Source organism: Citrobacter werkmanii, assembly GCF_008693645.1.
In the GTDB taxonomy this organism is placed as follows: Bacteria; Pseudomonadota; Gammaproteobacteria; order Enterobacterales; family Enterobacteriaceae; genus Citrobacter; species Citrobacter werkmanii.
The window spans coordinates 462,123-482,953 of record NZ_CP044101.1 but is presented as its reverse complement, the minus strand read 5'-3'; the positions used below and the strand labels follow the sequence as shown (position 1 = coordinate 482,953).

Annotated in this window: 20 protein-coding genes and 1 rRNA gene; 12 read left to right on the top strand and 9 right to left on the bottom strand. The window is 55.3% G+C overall.

Translation table 11 applies throughout. The features are described 5' to 3' along the window. Positions 1-66: 66 nt before the first annotated feature. Positions 67-1,606: ribosomal RNA gene (locus tag FOB24_RS03000) — 16S ribosomal RNA — on the bottom strand. Between the two features lie 619 nt (positions 1,607-2,225). Between FOB24_RS03000 and purH the strand changes: the two genes are divergently transcribed. Both purH and purD read left to right on the top strand, forming a co-directional pair. Further along, positions 2,226-3,815: a bifunctional phosphoribosylaminoimidazolecarboxamide formyltransferase/IMP cyclohydrolase gene (purH, locus tag FOB24_RS02995; protein WP_150344495.1), complete on the top strand. Its 1,590-nt coding sequence runs from the start codon at positions 2,226-2,228 to the stop codon at positions 3,813-3,815. A 15-nt stretch (positions 3,816-3,830) separates the two neighbouring features. After that, positions 3,831-5,120 (top strand): phosphoribosylamine--glycine ligase, encoded by a 1,290-nt coding sequence (gene purD / locus FOB24_RS02990; RefSeq protein ID WP_150344494.1) that lies wholly within the window; start codon positions 3,831-3,833, stop codon positions 5,118-5,120. Here purD and zraR read toward each other — a convergent pair. Both zraR and zraS read right to left on the bottom strand, forming a co-directional pair. Beyond that, a complete protein-coding gene (gene zraR / locus FOB24_RS02985) occupies positions 5,117-6,442 on the bottom strand; it encodes a sigma-54-dependent response regulator transcription factor ZraR (RefSeq protein WP_150344493.1) in 1,326 nt (441 codons plus the stop codon). The genes purD and zraR overlap by 4 nt on opposite strands. Before the next feature lie 5 nt (positions 6,443-6,447). Continuing rightward, complete coding sequence (gene zraS / locus FOB24_RS02980; RefSeq protein WP_150344492.1) at positions 6,448-7,833, bottom strand: two-component system sensor histidine kinase ZraS; 1,386 nt, start codon at positions 7,831-7,833, stop codon at positions 6,448-6,450. A gap of 254 nt (positions 7,834-8,087) precedes the next feature. On the opposite strand from zraS, the gene zraP reads away from it, so the two are divergent. Then, positions 8,088-8,531: a zinc resistance sensor/chaperone ZraP gene (gene zraP, locus FOB24_RS02975; RefSeq protein WP_085049790.1), complete on the top strand. Its 444-nt coding sequence runs from the start codon at positions 8,088-8,090 to the stop codon at positions 8,529-8,531. 74 nt (positions 8,532-8,605) lie between these two features. Here the strand turns inward: zraP and FOB24_RS02970 are convergent, their stop codons facing one another. The 6 genes from FOB24_RS02970 to nudC all read right to left on the bottom strand — a co-directional run bounded on the left by FOB24_RS02970 (position 8,606) and on the right by nudC (position 12,972). Further along, positions 8,606-9,298: a DUF1481 domain-containing protein gene (locus tag FOB24_RS02970; RefSeq protein ID WP_150345554.1), complete on the bottom strand. Its 693-nt coding sequence runs from the start codon at positions 9,296-9,298 to the stop codon at positions 8,606-8,608. 11 nt (positions 9,299-9,309) lie between these two features. Then, on the bottom strand, positions 9,310-9,582 hold the full coding sequence (hupA, locus tag FOB24_RS02965; RefSeq protein ID WP_001044509.1) for a nucleoid-associated protein HU-alpha: 273 nt from the start codon (positions 9,580-9,582) through the stop codon (positions 9,310-9,312). A gap of 186 nt (positions 9,583-9,768) precedes the next feature. Next, on the bottom strand, positions 9,769-10,359 hold the full coding sequence (locus tag FOB24_RS02960) for a YjaG family protein (RefSeq protein WP_042314221.1): 591 nt from the start codon (positions 10,357-10,359) through the stop codon (positions 9,769-9,771). A 33-nt stretch (positions 10,360-10,392) separates the two neighbouring features. Continuing rightward, entirely contained in the window at positions 10,393-11,073 is a 681-nt protein-coding gene (gene nfi / locus FOB24_RS02955; RefSeq protein ID WP_038636148.1) for a deoxyribonuclease V, read from the bottom strand. A 9-nt stretch (positions 11,074-11,082) separates the two neighbouring features. Continuing rightward, complete coding sequence (gene hemE, locus FOB24_RS02950) at positions 11,083-12,147, bottom strand: uroporphyrinogen decarboxylase (protein ID WP_042314226.1); 1,065 nt, start codon at positions 12,145-12,147, stop codon at positions 11,083-11,085. 51 nt (positions 12,148-12,198) lie between these two features. After that, complete coding sequence (nudC, locus tag FOB24_RS02945; RefSeq protein ID WP_038636141.1) at positions 12,199-12,972, bottom strand: NAD(+) diphosphatase; 774 nt, start codon at positions 12,970-12,972, stop codon at positions 12,199-12,201. A 99-nt stretch (positions 12,973-13,071) separates the two neighbouring features. On the opposite strand from nudC, the gene FOB24_RS02940 reads away from it, so the two are divergent. From FOB24_RS02940 to FOB24_RS02900, 9 genes are all read left to right on the top strand, one after another. Continuing rightward, positions 13,072-13,551: an Rsd/AlgQ family anti-sigma factor gene (locus FOB24_RS02940; protein WP_032940921.1), complete on the top strand. Its 480-nt coding sequence runs from the start codon at positions 13,072-13,074 to the stop codon at positions 13,549-13,551. Between the two features lie 357 nt (positions 13,552-13,908). Then, complete coding sequence (thiC, locus tag FOB24_RS02935; protein WP_038636137.1) at positions 13,909-15,807, top strand: phosphomethylpyrimidine synthase ThiC; 1,899 nt, start codon at positions 13,909-13,911, stop codon at positions 15,805-15,807. Continuing rightward, on the top strand, positions 15,807-16,442 hold the full coding sequence (gene thiE, locus FOB24_RS02930; RefSeq protein ID WP_150344491.1) for a thiamine phosphate synthase: 636 nt from the start codon (positions 15,807-15,809) through the stop codon (positions 16,440-16,442). The genes thiC and thiE overlap by 1 nt, the downstream gene beginning before the upstream one ends. Further along, entirely contained in the window at positions 16,435-17,193 is a 759-nt protein-coding gene (locus FOB24_RS02925; protein ID WP_150344490.1) for a HesA/MoeB/ThiF family protein, read from the top strand. Before thiE ends, FOB24_RS02925 begins: the two co-directional genes overlap by 8 nt. Continuing rightward, complete coding sequence (thiS, locus tag FOB24_RS02920) at positions 17,174-17,374, top strand: sulfur carrier protein ThiS (protein WP_001166833.1); 201 nt, start codon at positions 17,174-17,176, stop codon at positions 17,372-17,374. Before FOB24_RS02925 ends, thiS begins: the two co-directional genes overlap by 20 nt. A gap of 1 nt (position 17,375) precedes the next feature. Next, complete coding sequence (gene thiG / locus FOB24_RS02915) at positions 17,376-18,146, top strand: thiazole synthase (RefSeq protein WP_045344040.1); 771 nt, start codon at positions 17,376-17,378, stop codon at positions 18,144-18,146. Then, the gene (gene thiH, locus FOB24_RS02910) at positions 18,143-19,276 is read left to right on the top strand and encodes a 2-iminoacetate synthase ThiH (protein ID WP_150344489.1); all 1,134 of its coding nucleotides are present in this window, start codon (positions 18,143-18,145) and stop codon (positions 19,274-19,276) included. The genes thiG and thiH overlap by 4 nt, the downstream gene beginning before the upstream one ends. Before the next feature lie 814 nt (positions 19,277-20,090). After that, on the top strand, positions 20,091-20,396 hold the full coding sequence (locus FOB24_RS02905; RefSeq protein ID WP_085049794.1) for a PTS sugar transporter subunit IIB: 306 nt from the start codon (positions 20,091-20,093) through the stop codon (positions 20,394-20,396). A gap of 4 nt (positions 20,397-20,400) precedes the next feature. Beyond that, the gene (locus FOB24_RS02900) at positions 20,401-20,718 is read left to right on the top strand and encodes a PTS lactose/cellobiose transporter subunit IIA (RefSeq protein WP_038636121.1); all 318 of its coding nucleotides are present in this window, start codon (positions 20,401-20,403) and stop codon (positions 20,716-20,718) included. Positions 20,719-20,831 lie beyond the last annotated feature (113 nt).

Sequence of the window (20,831 nt, the reverse complement as noted above, 5' to 3'; positions counted from 1 at the left end):
TACATTCAGAAGTTCATCATTCATCAGACAATCTGTGTGAGCACTGCAAAGGTCGGTTCTTTAAGGTAAGGAGGTGATCCAACCGCAGGTTCCCCTACGGTTACCTTGTTACGACTTCACCCCAGTCATGAATCACAAAGTGGTAAGCGCCCTCCCGAAGGTTAAGCTACCTACTTCTTTTGCAACCCACTCCCATGGTGTGACGGGCGGTGTGTACAAGGCCCGGGAACGTATTCACCGTGGCATTCTGATCCACGATTACTAGCGATTCCGACTTCATGGAGTCGAGTTGCAGACTCCAATCCGGACTACGACATACTTTATGAGGTCCGCTTGCTCTCGCGAGGTCGCTTCTCTTTGTATATGCCATTGTAGCACGTGTGTAGCCCTACTCGTAAGGGCCATGATGACTTGACGTCATCCCCACCTTCCTCCAGTTTATCACTGGCAGTCTCCTTTGAGTTCCCGACCGAATCGCTGGCAACAAAGGATAAGGGTTGCGCTCGTTGCGGGACTTAACCCAACATTTCACAACACGAGCTGACGACAGCCATGCAGCACCTGTCTCAGAGTTCCCGAAGGCACCAAAGCATCTCTGCTAAGTTCTCTGGATGTCAAGAGTAGGTAAGGTTCTTCGCGTTGCATCGAATTAAACCACATGCTCCACCGCTTGTGCGGGCCCCCGTCAATTCATTTGAGTTTTAACCTTGCGGCCGTACTCCCCAGGCGGTCGACTTAACGCGTTAGCTCCGGAAGCCACGCCTCAAGGGCACAACCTCCAAGTCGACATCGTTTACGGCGTGGACTACCAGGGTATCTAATCCTGTTTGCTCCCCACGCTTTCGCACCTGAGCGTCAGTCTTTGTCCAGGGGGCCGCCTTCGCCACCGGTATTCCTCCAGATCTCTACGCATTTCACCGCTACACCTGGAATTCTACCCCCCTCTACAAGACTCTAGCCTGCCAGTTTCGGATGCAGTTCCCAGGTTGAGCCCGGGGATTTCACATCCGACTTGACAGACCGCCTGCGTGCGCTTTACGCCCAGTAATTCCGATTAACGCTTGCACCCTCCGTATTACCGCGGCTGCTGGCACGGAGTTAGCCGGTGCTTCTTCTGCGAGTAACGTCAATCGCTGTGGTTATTAACCACAACGCCTTCCTCCTCGCTGAAAGTACTTTACAACCCGAAGGCCTTCTTCATACACGCGGCATGGCTGCATCAGGCTTGCGCCCATTGTGCAATATTCCCCACTGCTGCCTCCCGTAGGAGTCTGGACCGTGTCTCAGTTCCAGTGTGGCTGGTCATCCTCTCAGACCAGCTAGGGATCGTCGCCTAGGTGAGCCGTTACCCCACCTACTAGCTAATCCCATCTGGGCACATCCGATGGCAAGAGGCCCGAAGGTCCCCCTCTTTGGTCTTGCGACATTATGCGGTATTAGCTACCGTTTCCAGTAGTTATCCCCCTCCATCGGGCAGTTTCCCAGACATTACTCACCCGTCCGCCACTCGTCACCCGAGAGCAAGCTCTCTGTGCTACCGTTCGACTTGCATGTGTTAGGCCTGCCGCCAGCGTTCAATCTGAGCCATGATCAAACTCTTCAATTTAAGTTTGATGCTCGTGAATTAAACTTCGTAATGAATTACGTGTTCACTCAGAGACTTGGTATTCATTTTTCGTCTTGCGACGTTAAGAATCCGTATCCTCGAGTGCCCACACAGATTGTCTGATAAATTGTTAAAGAGCAGTTGCGACGCGCCTTGGCGCTCTGTCGCGAGGTGGCGTATATTACGCTTTCCTCTTTCAGAGTCAACCCTCATTTTCAGGTTTTTCTCTTCAACCGACCGGGCTGTTTGTGTGAAGTGATTCACATCCGCCGTGTCGATGGAGGCGCATTATAGGGAGTTTCCTTCAGCCCGCAACCCCTAAATGACAGAAAAATGACTGACTGCTGCATTCCACAGCAGAACCCCGCCTTATACCCATTTACACACAGAGTTATCCACAAAAATAAGGTTCTCTTGCGATCATCACTTCGATTCATCCCTCATCTATACAGCTGAAATAGTCGAATTAAAGGAAAGAGAAAAATTCGCGAGCGTTGCGCAAACGTTTTCGTTACAATGCCACCGCACAACAAGGATGCCCCGTGAGGGGCGTTAGCTGAGTTTTTAGCCAAGAATTCACCTAACGCTCTCTGTAATAGTCAAATCCAGGGGATTTACCATGCAACAACGTCGTCCAGTCCGCCGCGCTCTGCTCAGTGTTTCTGACAAGGCCGGTATCATCGAATTCGCTCAGGCACTTTCCGCACGCGGTGTGGAGCTGCTGTCTACGGGGGGTACCGCCCGCCTGTTAGCAGAAAAAGGCTTGGCAGTGACCGAAGTTTCCGATTACACCGGTTTCCCGGAAATGATGGATGGACGCGTGAAGACCCTGCATCCAAAAGTACACGGCGGCATCCTCGGCCGTCGCGGCCAGGACGATGCGATCATGGAACAGCATCACATCGCCCCTATCGATATGGTGGTCGTTAACCTGTACCCCTTCGCCGAAACCGTAGCCCGTGAAGGCTGCTCGCTGGAAGATGCGGTAGAGAACATTGATATCGGCGGCCCGACCATGGTGCGCTCCGCCGCGAAGAACCATAAAGACGTGGCAATCGTGGTGAAGAGCAGCGACTACGACGCCATTATTAAAGAGATGGATGCTAATGAAGGTTCTCTGACCCTCGACACCCGTTTCGATCTGGCGATTAAAGCCTTCGAACACACCGCCGCCTACGACAGCATGATTGCCAACTACTTCGGCAGCATGGTTCCGGCCTACCACAGTGAAAGCAAAGAAGCCGCCGGTCGCTTCCCGCGTACGCTGAACCTGACCTTCATTAAGAAGCAGGATATGCGCTACGGCGAGAACAGCCACCAGCAGGCTGCCTTCTATATAGAAGAGAATGTGAAAGAAGCGTCCGTTGCCACCGCGCAGCAGGTGCAGGGCAAAGCGCTCTCCTACAACAACATCGCCGATACCGACGCAGCGCTGGAGTGCGTGAAAGAGTTCAACGAGCCGGCCTGCGTGATCGTCAAGCATGCCAACCCGTGCGGCGTGGCGGTGAGCTCCACTATTCTCGACGCTTACGACCGTGCGTACAAAACCGACCCAACTTCCGCATTCGGCGGCATTATCGCCTTCAACCGCGAACTGGATGCCGAAACCGCTCAGGCGATTATCTCCCGCCAGTTCGTGGAAGTGATTATCGCCCCGTCCGCGACCGAAGATGCGCTGAAAATCACGGCTGCCAAGCAGAATGTGCGCGTACTGACCTGTGGTCAGTGGGCACAGCGTGTGCCGGGTCTGGACTTCAAACGCGTTAACGGCGGTCTGCTGGTTCAGGACCGTGACCTGGGTATGGTGACCGAAGGTGAACTGCGCGTGGTGTCTAAACGTCAGCCGACCGAGCAAGAGCTGCGTGACGCGCTGTTCTGCTGGAAGGTAGCCAAGTTTGTGAAGTCCAACGCTATTGTCTACGCCAAAGAGAACATGACCATCGGCATAGGCGCAGGCCAGATGAGCCGTGTCTACTCCGCGAAAATCGCCGGGATCAAAGCGGCTGACGAAGGTCTGGAAGTGAAAGGCTCCGCGATGGCCTCCGACGCTTTCTTCCCGTTCCGCGATGGTATCGATGCCGCTGCCGCCGTGGGCGTGAGCTGCGTTATCCAGCCTGGCGGTTCTATCCGTGATGATGAAGTCATTGCCGCTGCCGATGAACACGGTATCGCGATGATCTTTACCGACATGCGCCACTTCCGCCATTAATCCACGGAGCAGACGATGAAAGTATTAGTGATTGGCAACGGCGGGCGCGAGCACGCGCTGGCGTGGAAAGCGGCGCAGTCGCCGCTGGTTGATACCGTTTTTGTCGCACCGGGCAACGCGGGCACCGCGCTGGAACCCGCGCTGCAAAACGTGGCTATCGGCGTAACCGATATCCCGGCGCTGCTGAGCTTTGCCCAGAACGAGAAGATTGACCTGACCATCGTTGGCCCGGAAGCGCCGCTGGTGATTGGCGTGGTCGATGCGTTTCGCGCCGCAGGTCTGAAGATCTTCGGCCCAACCGAAGGCGCCGCACAATTGGAAGGCTCCAAAGCCTTCACCAAAGATTTCCTCGCCCGTCACCAGATTCCGACGGCGGAGTATCAGAACTTTACCGAGGTTGAGCCAGCGCTGGCTTACCTGCGCGAGAAAGGCGCACCGATCGTCATCAAAGCCGACGGTCTGGCCGCCGGTAAAGGCGTTATCGTCGCGATGACGCTTGAAGAAGCGGAAGCCGCCGTGCAGGACATGCTGGCGGGTAACGCCTTTGGCGATGCAGGCCACCGCATCGTGATTGAAGAGTTCCTCGACGGTGAAGAAGCGAGCTTTATCGTGATGGTCGACGGCGAACACGTGCTGCCGATGGCCACCAGCCAGGACCACAAACGCGTGGGTAACGGCGATACCGGCCCGAACACCGGCGGGATGGGGGCTTACTCCCCGGCGCCGGTAGTCACTGATGAAGTGCACCAGCGCACCATGGAACGCATCATCTGGCCAACCGTGAAAGGCATGGCGGCGGAAGGGAATACCTACACCGGCTTCCTGTATGCGGGCCTGATGATCGACAAGCAGGGCAACCCGAAGGTAATCGAGTTCAACTGTCGCTTTGGCGATCCGGAAACCCAGCCGATCATGCTGCGCATGAAGTCGGATCTGGTGGATCTGTGCCTGGCCGCCTGCGACGGCAAGCTGGATGAGAAAACCTCCGAGTGGGACGAACGCGCTTCATTAGGCGTGGTGATCGCCGCGGGCGGTTATCCGGGCAGCTACAGCACCGGCGACGAGATCCACGGTCTGCCGCTGGAAGAAGTGGCTGACGGTAAGGTTTTCCACGCGGGCACCAAACTCGCCGATGACGACCGCGTGTTGACCAGCGGCGGCCGTGTACTGTGCGCCACCGCGCTGGGCCACACCGTCGCCGAAGCGCAGAAACGCGCTTACGCCCTGATGACCGACATCCGCTGGGACGGTAGCTTCAGCCGTAACGACATCGGCTGGCGCGCCATCGAACGCGAACAGCGCTAACGCGAAATTTTCGCCAGCAGCGTTTTACGCGTAATGCCTAACTGACGGGCGGCTTCCGTTTTGTTGCCGCCCGTTTTTTCCAGCGCCGCCAGAATGACCTCTTTCTCCACTTCCACCAGCGGCTGGATCTCGCCACTGTATTCCGTTTTTATTGGCGTCGCGGCAATAGCCAGCGGCAGCTCGCGCTCGGTAATATACTCGCCCGTCAGCAGCACCACCGCCCGCTCCACCGCGTTTTCCAGTTCACGGATATTGCCCGGCCAGTCGTAATGGATAAGCAGATCCATCGCCTGCGGCGTAAAGCCTTTCACCGCTTTGCGGTTACGCGCGGCAAAACGTTGGAGAAAATGTTCGGCCAGCAGCGGGATATCTTCCCGACGTTGACATAATGCGGGCATTTCTATGGTGACGACGTTCAGACGGTAGTAGAGATCCTGGCGAAAACGTCCGGCACTGACCTCCTCGGCCAGATTACGGTGCGTGGCGGCGATCAGCCGGACATCAACATCAATTGTCTGGTTACTGCCAACCCGTTGCACCTCTCGCTCCTGGATAGCCCGCAGCAGACGCACCTGCATCAGCGGTGAGATATCGCCAATTTCATCAAGAAATAACGTGCCGCCGTCCGCTTCCACAAAACGCCCTTCCCGCCGTTTATCCGCCCCGGTAAACGCCCCTTTCTCGTGGCCAAAAAGTTCGGACTCCAGCAGCGACTCATTCAGCGCCGCGCAGTTCAGCGTCACCAGCGGCTTATCACTGCGCGCGCTGCTGGCGTGTAGCGCGCGGGCAACCAGCTCTTTCCCTGTCCCGGAATCACCGTGGATAAGCACCGTGGCGTCCGAGGGCGCTACCATCGCAATTTCATTGAGCAACAGCTGCATCGCCGGACTGCTGCCAATCATGCCAAACTGCGCAGCCGACGCTGACAACACTTCAGCGCTCGTATCCCGCGTATGCGCCAGCGCCTTTTCCAGTGTTTCCTGCAAGCGGTCAAAATCCAGCGGTTTGATTAAGTAGTCCAGCGCCCCGGTTTTCAGCGCCTCTACGGCGGTCTCCACGCTGGAGAAAGCCGTCATAATCAGTACCGGAATGGCTGGATTCAGGGCTTTAATCTCTTTTAGCGTTGCGATACCGTCCATCTCCGCCATGCGAACATCACACAGCACCAGATCAAATACGCGTTCACGCACCTGTTCCAGCGCCGCTCGCCCGCTATGAGCCAGTGCGACGTCATAACCCCAGCCACGCAGCAGCGCCTGTAAAATAGTGCAGTGGCTGATATCGTCATCCACTACCAGAATATCGATTTTTCCGCGCGTCATCCTTGTTAATCCTGTCGTTTCGCTTTCGTCGGGAGCCAGAGAGTAAAGACCGTACCTTTGCCCTCAATACTTGCCACCTGGATAGTGCCGCCGTGCTGTTCGATAATGTTCTGCACTACCGCCAGTCCCAGACCAGTACCATCAGCTTTGGTCGTATAGTAAGGCGTAAAAATAGCCTCCAGCTGTTCCGGCGCAATCCCCTTCCCGCTATCGGTCACCACGATTTTAACGCGATCGGCGCTGCTTTCACTCGCTTCAACCGTAATCGTGCCCTGACGGCCTATTGCATGAATGGCGTTCAGATAAAGATTCAGCAGAACCTGGGTGAGCCGATCGGGATCGGCCTCAATGGCAGGCAGCGTGGCATTGGCCGCAAATCGTAGCTGGATGTCCCGGCTTGCCGCATCCTGACTCACCAGGTGGAGTGAATGAGTGATGACCTGGTTGAGATCCACGTGTTGTAGCGTCAGATGCGCGGGTTTCACCAGTTCCAGCAGTTCGCTCACCACCCGATTTAAACGGTCCGCCTCTTTCGCCATCACCTGCGCCAGCTCGTGAGACTCACCGCCTGCCGGTGTTCGTTCGGCAAAATATTTTGCTAAACCTTTGATGGATGAAAGTGGGTTACGAATCTCATGTGCAACGCCAGCCGCCAGATGCCCGAGCGCCATCAGTTTTTCTTTGCGCTTCATCGCATCCTGTAGTTCTTTATACGAGCGCTGATAGCGCTGATACCAGAAGTACGTCAGCACGGTTGCCAGCAACACAGCCGCCAGCGCAGACAAAACAATCAGCGTATTTCGCCACTCTCTGGCCTGAGTCGCGGCCAGGTCGCTGGCATCGAAAGCGATAAAAATGGTCTGCGTTGGGGTGATAAGCTGCCCGTCATTGCTGGCGCAACGCGCCATGCCATGGCGTCCGGGCCCATACATCGGCTGGAACTGGCGGTAAATTTCCAGAGCCGGCGTTGTTTCCCCCTCCCTCATTGGTATCTCAATTTTCCGCCAGCGTTCTTGTTCCGCGGGGTGTAGCTGCTGCAGGACATCGGGCGAATAAAGTGATTTACCCACCATCGCCGAATTGCTGTGGGTAATAATGACGCCATGCTCATCGACGACGGCAAACCATAACACACCCGGTTGTACGGCCATTTCCTCCAGCAGCGTCTGCTGCTGGGCATGATGCATGCGCATCCCCATACCCACCCGCGTGCCGGACTCCAGGGCGCGAATTAACACACTGCCTTTTTCCAGGAGCGTTTGTCTGGCGGCATCACTTTCCCGACCATAGTCTCGTATGGTCATAATCGAAAACCAGCCGACTAACATCAGGATTGCCGCCAGCAAGAGTCTGCTCAACCACTTTGCCACCGTGTCCTTATAAAGACGCATACGTTCTCCCTTTACCCACCGTTTCCTTTCTTCGTTGCCGGTATACAGCAGAAATCATGCCATTTTTTCTCCCTGAGAACCCTGCCCTCAGACACAAAGTAGCGGGTAAAAATGACTCACAGGCGAATTCTGGCGAGTCATTTTTACTCGCTTTCCTCCCGAGACGGCGAGAACAACCTCCGCAAGGCCTGGATTGCCGCTTTGGCACGGAAGATGCAAAAGGGGATATAAGCTAACCAACAGGAGAACGAACAATGAAACGGAACAACAAACTGGCGCTGATTGCACTCTCTCTTATCGCTCTGGGCTCCACCCCGGCGCTGGCGCAACATCATTGGGGATATGGGGATGGTATGCAGCAACGGGGCGGCATACCAATGACCACCGAGCAGCAGGCTACCGCGCAGAAAATTTATGATGATTACTACTCCCAGACCAGCGCGTTACGCCAACAGTTGGTCTCCAAACGTTATGAGTACAACGCCTTGTTAACAGCCAGTTCGCCAGACACGGCAAAAATTAATGCCGTGGCAAAAGAAATGGAGGCTCTGAATCAGTCTCTGGATGAGCAGCGCGTTAAGCGTGATGTCGCGCTGGCGCAGGCAGGCGTGCCACGTGGTGCCGGAATGGGCTACGGCGGATGCGGCGGTGGCGGTAACTATCGCGGTGGCGGTCATATGGGAATGGGACACTGGTAAAGGACTTAATGCCTGATCGCGCTACGCTAATCGGACTACGGATGGATAAGACGCATGTGCGTCGCCATCCGGCGTTAAAATGTTTTCTCTTTCGGCTGCCAGTGACAAAAATCTTCATTGGCGACCAGCAGTAGTTGTGATCCTTCGGGCGCTTCCAGCCATGCCACGCTCACCTCTACGGATGAATGGCGCTGGCGGCGCTCAATATGGTTTATCGCCCACGATTCCAGATCGGGCTTTAGCGTTTCACCTTCACAGGTCGTCACCGTGTTATTCGCATGCCAGCGTCCCTGACGCAATATCACCCGTCCCTGACGCAGCGCATCGCTGGTCTGGCGGATTTGATCGGCGCGATAGCGGTAAAGCGCGATTTGATCGCTGGAAAGCTGTTGTTTTTGCCCGTCGACTTCACGCTGCATGAAACTCAGTTCGCCCCGGTCATCGAAGCGTATCCGAACATGTTCCGACGGTTTACTGTATACGTTGAGTTCTATCAGAGAGAGCGAATCACCCTGCCAGCGGTATTCACTGGTGGTGGTATCGCCTTTACGCCACGGACTCAATACCGAGAGCAAGTGAACATCGTCGCTGGAATCTTTACGCCAGATGCGTACCGCCCCCTGATCGCCAACATAGCCGCTGGCCGTGAAGGGAGGAAGCTCAGAATGGCTACCACAGGCTGACAGTAACAGAACACCTGAAAGCCAAAGCGAATGACGCCAGATGGACAAAAGGGGCGAAACCGCCCCTTCGATAAAACTGTTCACTGCCACGCGAATTACTTAACCGCGTCTTTCAGTGCTTTACCAGAAACAAATGCCGGTACGTTAGCTGCGGCGATTTTGATTTCTTTACCGGTCTGCGGGTTGCGGCCAGTGCGCTCAGCACGGTGGTTCACTTTGAAGGTACCGAAACCAACCAGTTGTACAGCATCGCCTTCTTTCAGAGACTCAGTAATAGCAGCCAGAGTGGATTCCAGAGCAGCTTTAGCCTGTGTTTTAGACAGTTCTGCTTTGTCTGCAATTACATCAATCAGTTGAGTCTTGTTCATAAGTTATCCTTACAATGTGTTTATCGCTTGCTAAGCATCGAGTGCGACGGAAATGCCAGAAAAGCACTCTCCTGCATACACGCACCGATAGCCACTTTTTTTCGCCCCCCAAATGTAGACCAGACCGGGGGCGGATGGGAAGCCTTCAGGCACGACAAATCAGGCGTTAAATCACGTTTTATGGTGTCATTGCTGAAAATTTATACCAATATTGCTCTCACCAGCCTCGCGCAGGTCTGCACGAAGCCCTTTTATCAGCTCAATATCGCGTTCTTCACAGTCGGCTAAAAGTCGGAAAATTTCCCACTGAATATCCCATTCTTGCTCAACGGCAGGGTTCTCTTTCAGCTCTTCATCGGTCATTTCGCGACCAGCCTGGGTCATTTCCAGCATCGCAACCGTCGTAATCGATGCCTTGCTGACCTCAATCGCATGCTCCAGCGTTTCACCGCTAAGACGAGAATGCATCAGTTCGCTTAATGCCACGCAGGCATCAATCGCCGGGTAAACGCCGTACAGATCGTAATCATCCGCAGAAGGAATGGCCTCTTCAAACTTTTCCAACTGGCTGTCGAAATTGATTTTCGCGTCTTTTACCGTCAGCGTTTCCCAAATTAAATCTAAAATTCGGCGATAAATCTGCCCATCGCCAAATTCAGTTTGCTTGCAGAACATGGCGTAGTTTGGGTACATGCGCTCACAGAGGCAGGCCATAAACGTGACGTGCTGCCAGCTTTCCAGCTTCTCCAGACGCAGGTGAATCGGGTTTTGTAACATGATGAGTTCTCAAATACGGAAATTAGCCGCAGTTTACCCGATATGGGGCGTTTTTGCTGCAAGCCGCGTAAAAGACGGGCGTTCTGATGCCACCGCATCCGCCCAGCGGGTCGGTTCCGGCAAACGATAACCGTTCATACAGCGCTGCACCCACGCCAGCGCGTTGTCCATACCCACGCGGTGACCCGTAGAGATAAACAACGGATTACAGCGCGCTTTGCTGCGCCAGACCCATGCCAGCTGTTCGCCTTTATCCAGCAGCGGCGCGAGCGCACCGGGTTCGGCAGAGAGCGGCTCAAACTTGCCGCACAGACGTTTTTTCGCCACGCCAATGGTCGGGACATCTACCAGCAGACCAAAATGGCTGGCGACCCCCAGGCGACGTGGGTGGGAAATACCATGCCCGTCGACGAACAGCAGATCCGGTTTTTGCGACAGCTGTTGCCAGGCGGCCATCAGCGCGGGGGTTTCACGAAAGGAGAGAAAGCCGGGAATATACGGCATGGTGGTGGCGACCCGCGCCACCGTGTATTCAACCAGTTCCAGAGAGGGATACTTCAGCAGAACCATCGCGGCCCGCGTCACTTCGCCACCCTGCTCAAACCCGACATCCGCTCCCCCGATCAGATCCGGCGGATCCTTGTCGAGGCGATCCTCGCGGATCACTGAAGAGGCCAGTTCAAGCTGCTGAGCGCGTAGCGACGCGAGATCCATAATGACTCCTTAGCGGTGGTATTGTTCGGACAGCCGATGCACCGCCTCCACAAACACCCCTGCATGTTCCGGCGGTACATCCTGATGGATGCCGTGACCGAGGTTGAAGACGTGGCCTTCACCCTGGCCGAAACCTGCAAGTATAGTCGCTACCTCGTCTTCGATCCGTGCCGGCGGCGCATACAGCATGGATGGATCCATATTGCCCTGCAGCGCCACTTTATGGCCAACGCGACGACGCGCATCGGCGATATCTGTCGTCCAGTCGAGACCTAACGCATCACAGCCGGTTTCCGCCATCGCTTCCAGCCACTGACCGCCGCCTTTGGTAAACAGCGTCACCGGTACGCGACGGCCTTCGTTTTCACGCAGCAGACCATCAACGATTTTATGCATGTAGTACAACGAGAACTGCTGATAGTCGCGCCCGGTCAGCACGCCACCCCAGGTGTCAAAAATCATTACCGATTGCGCGCCCGCTTTAATCTGCGCGTTCAGGTACAGCGTGACGCTCTGCGCCAGCTTATCGAGCAGCAGATGCAGCGCTTTAGGGTCGGCATACATCATCTTTTTAATCACGGTGAAGGCTTTACTGCTGCCGCCTTCCACCATGTAGGTCGCCAGCGTCCACGGGCTGCCGGAGAAACCTATCAGCGGCACCTCGCCCTTCAGCTCACGGCGGATGGTGCGCACCGCGTTCATCACGTAGCCCAGCTCGCCTTCCGGGTCCGGAATCGGCAGTTTTTCAACGTCGGCCTTGCTGGTAATCGGTGAGGTGAAGCGCGGGCCTTCCCCGGCCTCAAAGTACAGCCCAAGCCCCATTGCATCCGGAATAGTCAAAATATCCGAGAAGAGGATCGCCGCATCGAGCTTGTAGCGACGCAGCGGCTGCAGCGTCACTTCGCAGGCCAGCTCGGCGTTTTTGCACAGCGCCATAAAATCGCCCGCCTCGGCGCGCGTGGCTTTATATTCCGGTAGATAGCGGCCCGCCTGGCGCATCATCCATACCGGGGTGACATCAACGGGCTGGCGCAGCAGCGCACGCAGATAACGATCGTTCTTCAGTTCGGTCATTTTTTGCAGTTCCTTATTGCGTCAGTCCCACAGTGTATCACCACTCGTTCTTTACTCGTACTCGGCCCGACACATTGCCACCGTATCTTCGATCAAACGACGCGCGACGGTGCCAGGCGGGGGTAAGAGTGGTAAATCGTCGTAGCGATACCAGTTGGCATTGAGTAGCTCTTTCGGGTCAATGACGATGTCGCCGCTGTCGTACTCTGCCATAAACGCCGTCATCAGCGATTGCGGGAACGGCCACGGCTGCGAGGTCACGTAGCGCAGATTTTTCACCTTGATCCCGCTTTCCTCCATGACTTCGCGCGCCACGGCCTGCTCCAGGGTTTCGCCTACTTCGACAAAACCGGCCAGCACGGTATGCACACCGTTACGATGGCGAACATGCTGGGCAAGGAGGATCGAATCATCGCGGCGAATGGCGACGATAATGCAGGGAGCGATTTGCGGATAATAGCGTTCGCGGCAATGGCTACACAGCATCGCCCATTCGGTTTTGCTCGGGTGCATCGTGTGCCCGCAGTAGCCGCAGAATTTATGCGAGCGGTAGAACTCGGCCAGCTGTACGCCGCGCCCCGCCAACTGAAACAGGCCTACATCCTGGTCGATAACCTGGCGCACCGAACCCATGTCGTGGCGACGCGGCTGCTGCACCAGCCAGACCGGATCGCCTTCCCACTCACCTATCTGAAGTGCGCGCTGGCCCGCAAGATCGAAATTTATCGCCTCGCCATAGGGTAATTCCCCAGCAGGCAACCATAATTTTTGTTCGTGGCTCACAATCCACCAGCCGCGATCCCATTTTTCAATTATTCGATCCATATCTCTTGCGCTACCTTTGCTTCACAGGCATGTTATTAACATTATTTTTACAAGATTGACATGAGCAGATTTTAAACTTATCGATACGAGGGTCAACGTATGTTAAACCAGTTAGAACACCTGAAAGAGCGTGTCCATGGGCATCATAAACTGGTCGACCGTTGGCTGAATATTCGTAAGCACCTGCTCGTGGCTTACTACGATCTGGTTGGCCTGAAACCGGGCAAAGAGTCGTTTATGCGCCTCAATGAGAAAGCGCTCGATAATTTTTGCCAGCGTCTGGTCGACTATCTGTCTGCCGGTCACTTCAGTATTTATGAACGCATTATCCATAAAATGGAAGGTGAGAGTCCGCTTTTAAACGCCAGTAAAATCTGGCCACAGCTGGATGCCAATACCCAGCTGATAATGGATTACTATGACTCAACGCTGGAAAACGCTATCGATGAGGATAACGTTCACCAGCTCCAGCAGGCGCTTTCCGATATTGGCGAAGCGCTGGAGGCTCGTTTCCGGCTGGAAGATCAGCTGATCATGCTGGCCTTTAAAACGCTTAGCGAATTCAAACGCCCGGCTTGAGATTTTCCGCATTAACGCGTAGTTTACATTCATTACCTCTAAGATAGAGGTTACTTCTTGTCGGAGTGCTTATTTTCCACAAAAGCATTCGTGATGCGTCAAGGCGGCAAGTCAGTGAATCTCCAGGAGCTTACCTAAGTAAGTGACTGGAGTGAGCGGACGAAGCCAACAAAGAGGCAGCGCGAAGGATGACGTGGAAAAGGCTGAGACCGTTAATTCGGGATCCGCGGAACCTGATCAGGTTAAAACCTGCGAAGGGAACAAGAGTCAATCTACAGCCGTATCGCCTTGGGCGATCGTCTCTCTTGCTTCATCCGTCGTCTGACAAGCCACGTCCTTACTTTTTTGGAATGAGCTATGTCTGCCACTACTAAACCATCACGCCGCGAACAGCGCGCCCAGGCCCAACACTTTATCGATACTCTGGAAGGGACCGCCTTTCCTGAGTCCAGACGCATCTATATCACCGGTTCGCAGCCGGATATCCGCATCCCGATGCGCGAAATTCAGCTCAGCCCAACGCTGATTGGCGGCAGTAAAGATAACCCGCAGTTTGAGGCGAACGAAGCCGTACCGGTGTACGACACCTCCGGCCCGTATGGCGATCCTGAGGTGGCGATTAACGTCCAGCAGGGTCTGGCGAAACTGCGCCAGCCGTGGATTGACGCACGCAATGATAGCGAAGAATTAGACGACCGTAGCTCGGCTTACACCAAAGAACGTCTGGCCGACGATGGTCTGGACGATCTGCGTTTTACCGGCCTGCTGACGCCGAAACGCGCCAAAGCAGGCAAGCGCGTCACCCAGTTGCATTACGCCCGCCAGGGGATCGTCACTCCCGAAATGGAGTTTATCGCCATCCGTGAAAATATGGGCCGCGAGCGCATTCGCAGTGAAGTGCTGCGCCACCAGCATCCGGGGATGAGCTTCGGCGCACGACTGCCGGAAAACATCACCCCGGAGTTCGTGCGTGATGAAGTGGCTGCCGGCCGCGCGATTATCCCCGCCAACATCAACCACCCGGAATCGGAGCCGATGATCATTGGCCGCAACTTCCTGGTCAAAGTGAATGCCAACATCGGTAACTCGGCGGTCACCTCCTCCATCGAAGAAGAGGTGGAAAAACTGGTCTGGTCGACCCGCTGGGGCGCGGACACGGTAATGGACCTCTCCACCGGCCGCTATATTCATGAAACCCGCGAGTGGATCCTGCGTAACAGCCCGGTACCGATCGGCACCGTGCCGATCTATCAGGCGCTGGAGAAGGTCAACGGGATCGCCGAAGATCTCACCTGGGAAGCGTTCCGCGACACGCTGCTGGAGCAGGCCGAACAAGGCGTCGACTACTTCACCATTCATGCGGGCGTATTGCTGCGCTACGTGCCAATGACCGCCAAACGCCTGACCGGTATTGTCTCGCGCGGCGGTTCAATTATGGCGAAATGGTGTCTCTCCCATCACAAAGAGAACTTCCTGTTCGAACATTTCCGCGAGATTTGCGAAATCTGCGCCGCCTACGACGTTTCCCTGTCGCTGGGCGACGGCCTGCGTCCCGGCTCCATCCAGGACGCCAACGACGAAGCGCAGTTCTCCGAGCTGCATACGCTGGGTGAGCTGACCAAAATCGCCTGGGAATACGACGTGCAGGTGATGATTGAAGGCCCGGGCCACGTGCCGATGCATATGATTCAGCGCAACATGACCGAAGAGCTGGAGAGCTGCCACGAAGCGCCGTTTTACACCTTAGGGCCGTTGACCACCGATATCGCGCCGGGCTATGACCACTTCACCTCCGGCATTGGCGCCGCAATGATCGGCTGGTTCGGCTGTGCGATGCTGTGTTACGTGACGCCGAAAGAGCACCTCGGCCTGCCGAACAAAGAAGATGTGAAGCAGGGGCTGATCACCTACAAAATCGCCGCCCACGCCGCGGATTTAGCCAAAGGACATCCGGGCGCGCAGATCCGCGATAACGCCATGTCGAAAGCGCGCTTTGAATTCCGCTGGGAAGATCAGTTTAACCTCGCGCTCGACCCGTTCACCGCCCGCGCTTATCACGATGAAACCCTGCCACAAGAATCCGGCAAGGTCGCCCACTTCTGTTCCATGTGCGGGCCGAAATTCTGCTCGATGAAAATCAGCCAGGAAGTGCGTGATTACGCCGCCGCGCAAACCATTGAAGTGGGGATGGCGGATATGTCGGAAAACTTCCGCGCCAAAGGCGGCGAAATTTATCTCAAACGGGAGGAAGCCTGATGTATCAGCCTGATTTCCCAACCGTCCCGTTCCGCCTCGGTCTTTACCCGGTGGTAGACAGCGTTGAATGGATTGAACGTCTGCTGGAGGCGGGCGTGCGCACCATTCAGTTGCGTATCAAAGATAAACGCGATGAAGAGGTGGAAGCCGACGTTATCGCCGCCATCGCACTGGGGCGTCGTTATGACGCCCGCCTGTTTATTAACGACTACTGGCGGCTGGCGATTAAGCACAACGCCTACGGCGTGCATCTGGGCCAGGAAGACCTCGAAACCACCGACCTGAATGCCATTCAGGCGGCGGGCTTACGCCTGGGCGTATCCACTCACGATGATATGGAGATTAACGTCGCACTCGCCGCTAAGCCTTCTTATATCGCACTCGGCCACGTCTTCCCGACGCAAACCAAGCAGATGCCTTCCGCCCCGCAGGGGCTGGCGCAGCTGGCAAGCCATATTGCGCGCATGGCAGATTACCCGACCGTGGCAATTGGCGGCATCAGCCTTGAACGCGCCCCGTCGGTGCTGGCGACTGGCGTCGGCAGTATTGCCGTGGTCAGCGCTATTACTCAGGCCGCCGACTGGCGCGCCGCTACCGCGCAGTTACTGGATATTGCGGGAGTTGGCGATGAATGACCGCGATTTTATGCGCTACAGCCGGCAAATCCTGCTCGGCGATATCGCCATTGAAGGCCAGCAAAAGCTGCTCGCGAGTCATGTGCTGATCGTGGGTTTAGGCGGGTTAGGTTCACCTGCCGCGCTGTATCTGGCGGGAGCAGGCATCGGCAAACTGACGCTGGTAGACGATGACGACATTCATCTGAGCAATTTGCAGCGCCAGATTCTATTTACCACCGATGATATCGCACGTTCAAAATCTCAGGTTGCCCGGCAGCGCCTGACACGGCTCAACCCGGATATCGAACTGGTATCACTCCAGCAGCGACTTAAATGCGATGCGCTCCGGCATACGGTCGCGCGGGCCGATGTAGTGCTCGACTGTACCGATAACATGGCCACGCGCCAGGAAATCAACGCCGCCTGCGTAGCGCTCAATATCCCACTCATCACCGCCAGCGCTGTCGGCTTTGGCGGTCAGTTGATGGTGCTCACGCCGCCGTGGGAACAAGGGTGTTACCGCTGCCTGTGGCCGGATGATGTAGAGCCGGAACGCAACTGCCGCACCGCTGGCGTGCTCGGCCCGGTGGTTGGCGTGATGGGTACCTTGCAGGCGCTGGAGGCGATTAAATTACTTAGCGGTATTGAGACGCCGGGCGGGGAGCTACGTCTGTTTGACGGCAAAACCAGCCAGTGGCGCAGCCTCGCGCTGCGTCGCGCCAACGGCTGTCCAGTATGCGGAGGGCAGCATGCAAATTCAATTCAATGATGAGCCGATGCAGTGCGCCGCAGGGCAAACCGTCAGCGGGCTGCTTATCCAGCTCAACCAGCTCAAACCGGGCGCAGCGTTGGCGCTCAATCAACAGATCCTGCCGCGCGAGCAGTGGGAACAGCAAATCGTGCAGGAAGGCGACCAGATCCTGCTTTTTCAGGTTATTGCAGGGGGTTGAGATGTTACGTATTGCCGACAAAACGTTTGATTCACATCTGTTCACCGGTACCGGGAAGTTTGCCTCTTCGCAGCTGATGGTCGAGGCGATTCGCGCTTCCGGCAGCCAGTTGGTGACGCTGGCGATGAAGCGCGTGGACCTGCGCCAGCACAACGATGCGATTCTGGCGCCGCTAATTGAAGCGGGCGTCACGCTGCTGCCCAATACCTCTGGGGCGAAAACCGCCGAAGAGGCGATCTTCGCCGCCCAACTGGCGCGTGAAGCGCTGGGCACCCACTGGCTGAAATTAGAAATCCACCCGGACGCCCGTTGGCTGCTGCCGGATCCAATCGAAACGCTAAAAGCCGCCGAGGCGCTGGTGAAGCAGGGGTTTGTCGTGCTGCCCTACTGCGGCGCGGATCCGGTTTTGTGCAAGCGGCTGGAAGAGGTCGGCTGCGCGGCGGTGATGCCGCTCGGCGCGCCTATCGGCTCTAACCAGGGGCTGGAAACCAAAGCCATGCTGGAGATCATTATCCAGCAGGCCACCGTGCCAGTGGTGGTCGACGCCGGGATCGGCGTGCCCAGCCACGCGGCGCAGGCGCTGGAAATGGGCGCTGATGCGGTGCTGGTCAACACGGCGATTGCCGTGGCGGACGATCCGGTGATGATGGCAACCGCTTTTCGTCTGGCGGTGGAAGCCGGATTACTGGCGCGGCAGGCTGTGCCAGGAAGCAAAAGTTCGCAGGCCAGCGCCACCAGCCCGCTCACCGGCTTTCTGGAGGCGTTAGCATGAAAACCTTCACCGACCGCTGGCGGCAACTGGAGTGGGACGACATTCGCCTGCGCATCAACGGTAAAACCGCCGCTGACGTGGAACGCGCGCTTAACACTCCACAGCTAAGTCGTGACAACCTGATGGCACTGCTCTCCCCCGCCGCCGCCGATTACCTTGAACCGCTGGCGCAACGGGCGCAAAGGCTGACTCGCCAGCGCTTCGGCAACACCGTCAGTTTTTACGTGCCGCTTTATCTCTCAAACCTCTGCGCCAATGACTGTACCTACTGCGGTTTTTCTATGAGCAACCGCATCAAACGTAAGACGCTGGACGAGGCAGAAATCGCCCGCGAGTGCGCCGCCATCCGCGAGTTAGGTTTTGAACACCTGCTGCTGGTCACCGGTGAACACCAGAGCAAAGTGGGCATGGACTACTTTCGCCGCCATTTACCTGACATTCGCCGTCAGTTCGCCTCGTTACAGATGGAAGTGCAGCCGCTGGCAACCGAGGAATATGCCGAGCTGAAGAGGCTGGGGCTGGACGGGGTGATGGTGTATCAGGAGAGCTATCATGAAGCGACTTATGCCCATCATCATTTAAAGGGGAAAAAACAGGATTTCTTCTGGCGGCTGGAAACACCGGACAGGCTGGGCCGCGCTGGAATCGATAAAATCGGTCTTGGCGCGTTGATTGGTTTGTCTGACAGCTGGCGGGTGGATTGTTATATGGTCGCCGAACATCTGCTGTGGATGCAGCAGCATTACTGGCAGAGCCGCTACTCCATCTCCTTTCCTCGTCTGCGCCCATGCACCGGGGGCGTTGAACCCGCATCGATCATGGACGAGCGACAGTTGCTCCAGAGCATTTGCGCGTTTCGTTTACTGACGCCAGAAATTGAGCTGTCGCTCTCCACCCGCGAATCACCCTGGTTTCGTGACCATGTGATCCCACTGGCGATCAACAATGTCAGCGCCTTCTCAAAAACCCAGCCTGGCGGTTATGCCGATAACCATCCAGAACTGGAGCAGTTTTCCCCGCACGACGACCGTCGCCCTGAAGCCGTTGCTGAAGCACTCATGGCGCGGGGATTACAGCCCGTGTGGAAAGACTGGGACAGCTATCTGGGGCGCGCTACGCAGATGCCGTAAGCCCGGAGCGATCGCATTAAACAAAAGCCCCGACTAGTGCAGTCAGGGCTTTAAGTTACTACAAACTTCAGATTTAACATTAATAAACTTAACGATTTAGTACTGCTGATGGTACTACTTTAAAATGTACAGGTTTACTACAGATAATATTGGATTTTGATACTAACTAAAACTTTCCTCTATTTACCGTTAAACACATTCCACCGGCTTGATAATAAAACTCAAGGCTGGTGACCTAAACAAGTACACTTCCCCTCGCGACATATACTCTTTGATGCGTTGCCTTATTTCCCTTGCGATAACCATAAAAACAGAAATCACAAACACTTACTATTAAATCATGGCGTTACATCGTCGCGCTTTACTAACTTTTTGCGATTAGATAAATCAACTACGTGGCCTGAAAGCATTGTCGAAGTGAAAAAATAGCGTTTTCAGCATCGACTACCCCAAACAAAAAATACTTCGTGGCCTTTATCGCAACCCCCAATAAAGCTTTACTAACACTTACTACGTTAACAGCAAACGACTATTTCCCTGCTGTTAAGCATTAACATACGGGTTTAAAAAACGCTGTCAATACTGTTTTTTATAACATGTTTTTATTGCCAGTAATTATATATTCCCGCATGTGATAAGCGTACCAAAGAGCCGCCAGCCTCGGTTCAGATCGTTGAGTTTTGCTTCTTTTTGTAACCGGTTTCAGAAAAAGTGGTTTTCTTTGTGATGCCTTGCACACAATCGTTGCAAAGCAGTTGTTGCTACAGCTGGCTCGCGATAATTATCAACCCACACATGTTGAGCGAGACTGCTTATGAAAAACATCGTTTTATGCTGTGCCGCCGGAATGTCCACCAGCATGCTGGTACAAAGGATGAAAGATGCCGCCCAGAAAAAAGGTGTCGACGTCACGATCAAAGCTGTCCCGGTAGCTGAGTTTGAAGAGAATATCGTCACTGCAGATATCGTGTTGCTTGGTCCACAGGTTAAATATGAGCAGGCCAAGCTGCAGGCGCTCGCCGACCCGCTAGGCAAAAAAGTCGCCGTTATCGATATGATGGATTACGGCATGATGAAAGGTGATGCCGTACTGGAAAAAGCGCTGAAGCTACTGGAGTGATGACATGGAAGAGTTAGAAACGATCATCATGGAATTATTGGTCAACGCCGGAGCCGCCCGCAGTCAGGCCCTGACAGCGCTACAACTGGCGCGTAAAGGTGACTTTACTGGTGCGGAACAAGCAATGGTGGAATCACGCGAGTACGTCAAACAGGCACATAAAATCCAGACCCAGCTAATCGGCATTGACGAAGGTACCGGCAAGCTACCGGTTAATCTCATCACAGTCCATTCGCAGGATCACCTGATGAACGCGATGGTGATTCAGGATTTGGCGGGCGACATGATTGAGCTTTATCGGCGGTTGCCGCCGGTAAATTAATAACACTGCCGGATGGCGGCTTCGTAACCTCACAGACCGTATAAGAGCAGCGCCATCAGGCATAACATAGACATAAAAAAACCCGCCGAAGCGGGTTTTTTATTATGGTCAGC

Coding starts and splice junctions, on each gene's coding strand:
- purH (WP_150344495.1), top strand. CDS start 2,226: ATGCAACAACGTCGTCCAGTCCGCCGCGCTCTGCTCAGTGTTTCTGAC.
- purD (WP_150344494.1), top strand. CDS start 3,831: ATGAAAGTATTAGTGATTGGCAACGGCGGGCGCGAGCACGCGCTGGCG.
- zraR (WP_150344493.1), bottom strand. CDS start 6,442: ATGACGCGCGGAAAAATCGATATTCTGGTAGTGGATGACGATATCAGC.
- zraS (WP_150344492.1), bottom strand. CDS start 7,833: ATGCGTCTTTATAAGGACACGGTGGCAAAGTGGTTGAGCAGACTCTTG.
- zraP (WP_085049790.1), top strand. CDS start 8,088: ATGAAACGGAACAACAAACTGGCGCTGATTGCACTCTCTCTTATCGCT.
- hupA (WP_001044509.1), bottom strand. CDS start 9,582: ATGAACAAGACTCAACTGATTGATGTAATTGCAGACAAAGCAGAACTG.
- FOB24_RS02960 (WP_042314221.1), bottom strand. CDS start 10,359: ATGTTACAAAACCCGATTCACCTGCGTCTGGAGAAGCTGGAAAGCTGG.
- nfi (WP_038636148.1), bottom strand. CDS start 11,073: ATGGATCTCGCGTCGCTACGCGCTCAGCAGCTTGAACTGGCCTCTTCA.
- hemE (WP_042314226.1), bottom strand. CDS start 12,147: ATGACCGAACTGAAGAACGATCGTTATCTGCGTGCGCTGCTGCGCCAG.
- nudC (WP_038636141.1), bottom strand. CDS start 12,972: ATGGATCGAATAATTGAAAAATGGGATCGCGGCTGGTGGATTGTGAGC.
- FOB24_RS02940 (WP_032940921.1), top strand. CDS start 13,072: ATGTTAAACCAGTTAGAACACCTGAAAGAGCGTGTCCATGGGCATCAT.
- thiC (WP_038636137.1), top strand. CDS start 13,909: ATGTCTGCCACTACTAAACCATCACGCCGCGAACAGCGCGCCCAGGCC.
- thiE (WP_150344491.1), top strand. CDS start 15,807: ATGTATCAGCCTGATTTCCCAACCGTCCCGTTCCGCCTCGGTCTTTAC.
- FOB24_RS02925 (WP_150344490.1), top strand. CDS start 16,435: ATGAATGACCGCGATTTTATGCGCTACAGCCGGCAAATCCTGCTCGGC.
- thiS (WP_001166833.1), top strand. CDS start 17,174: ATGCAAATTCAATTCAATGATGAGCCGATGCAGTGCGCCGCAGGGCAA.
- thiG (WP_045344040.1), top strand. CDS start 17,376: ATGTTACGTATTGCCGACAAAACGTTTGATTCACATCTGTTCACCGGT.
- thiH (WP_150344489.1), top strand. CDS start 18,143: ATGAAAACCTTCACCGACCGCTGGCGGCAACTGGAGTGGGACGACATT.
- FOB24_RS02905 (WP_085049794.1), top strand. CDS start 20,091: ATGAAAAACATCGTTTTATGCTGTGCCGCCGGAATGTCCACCAGCATG.
- FOB24_RS02900 (WP_038636121.1), top strand. CDS start 20,401: ATGGAAGAGTTAGAAACGATCATCATGGAATTATTGGTCAACGCCGGA.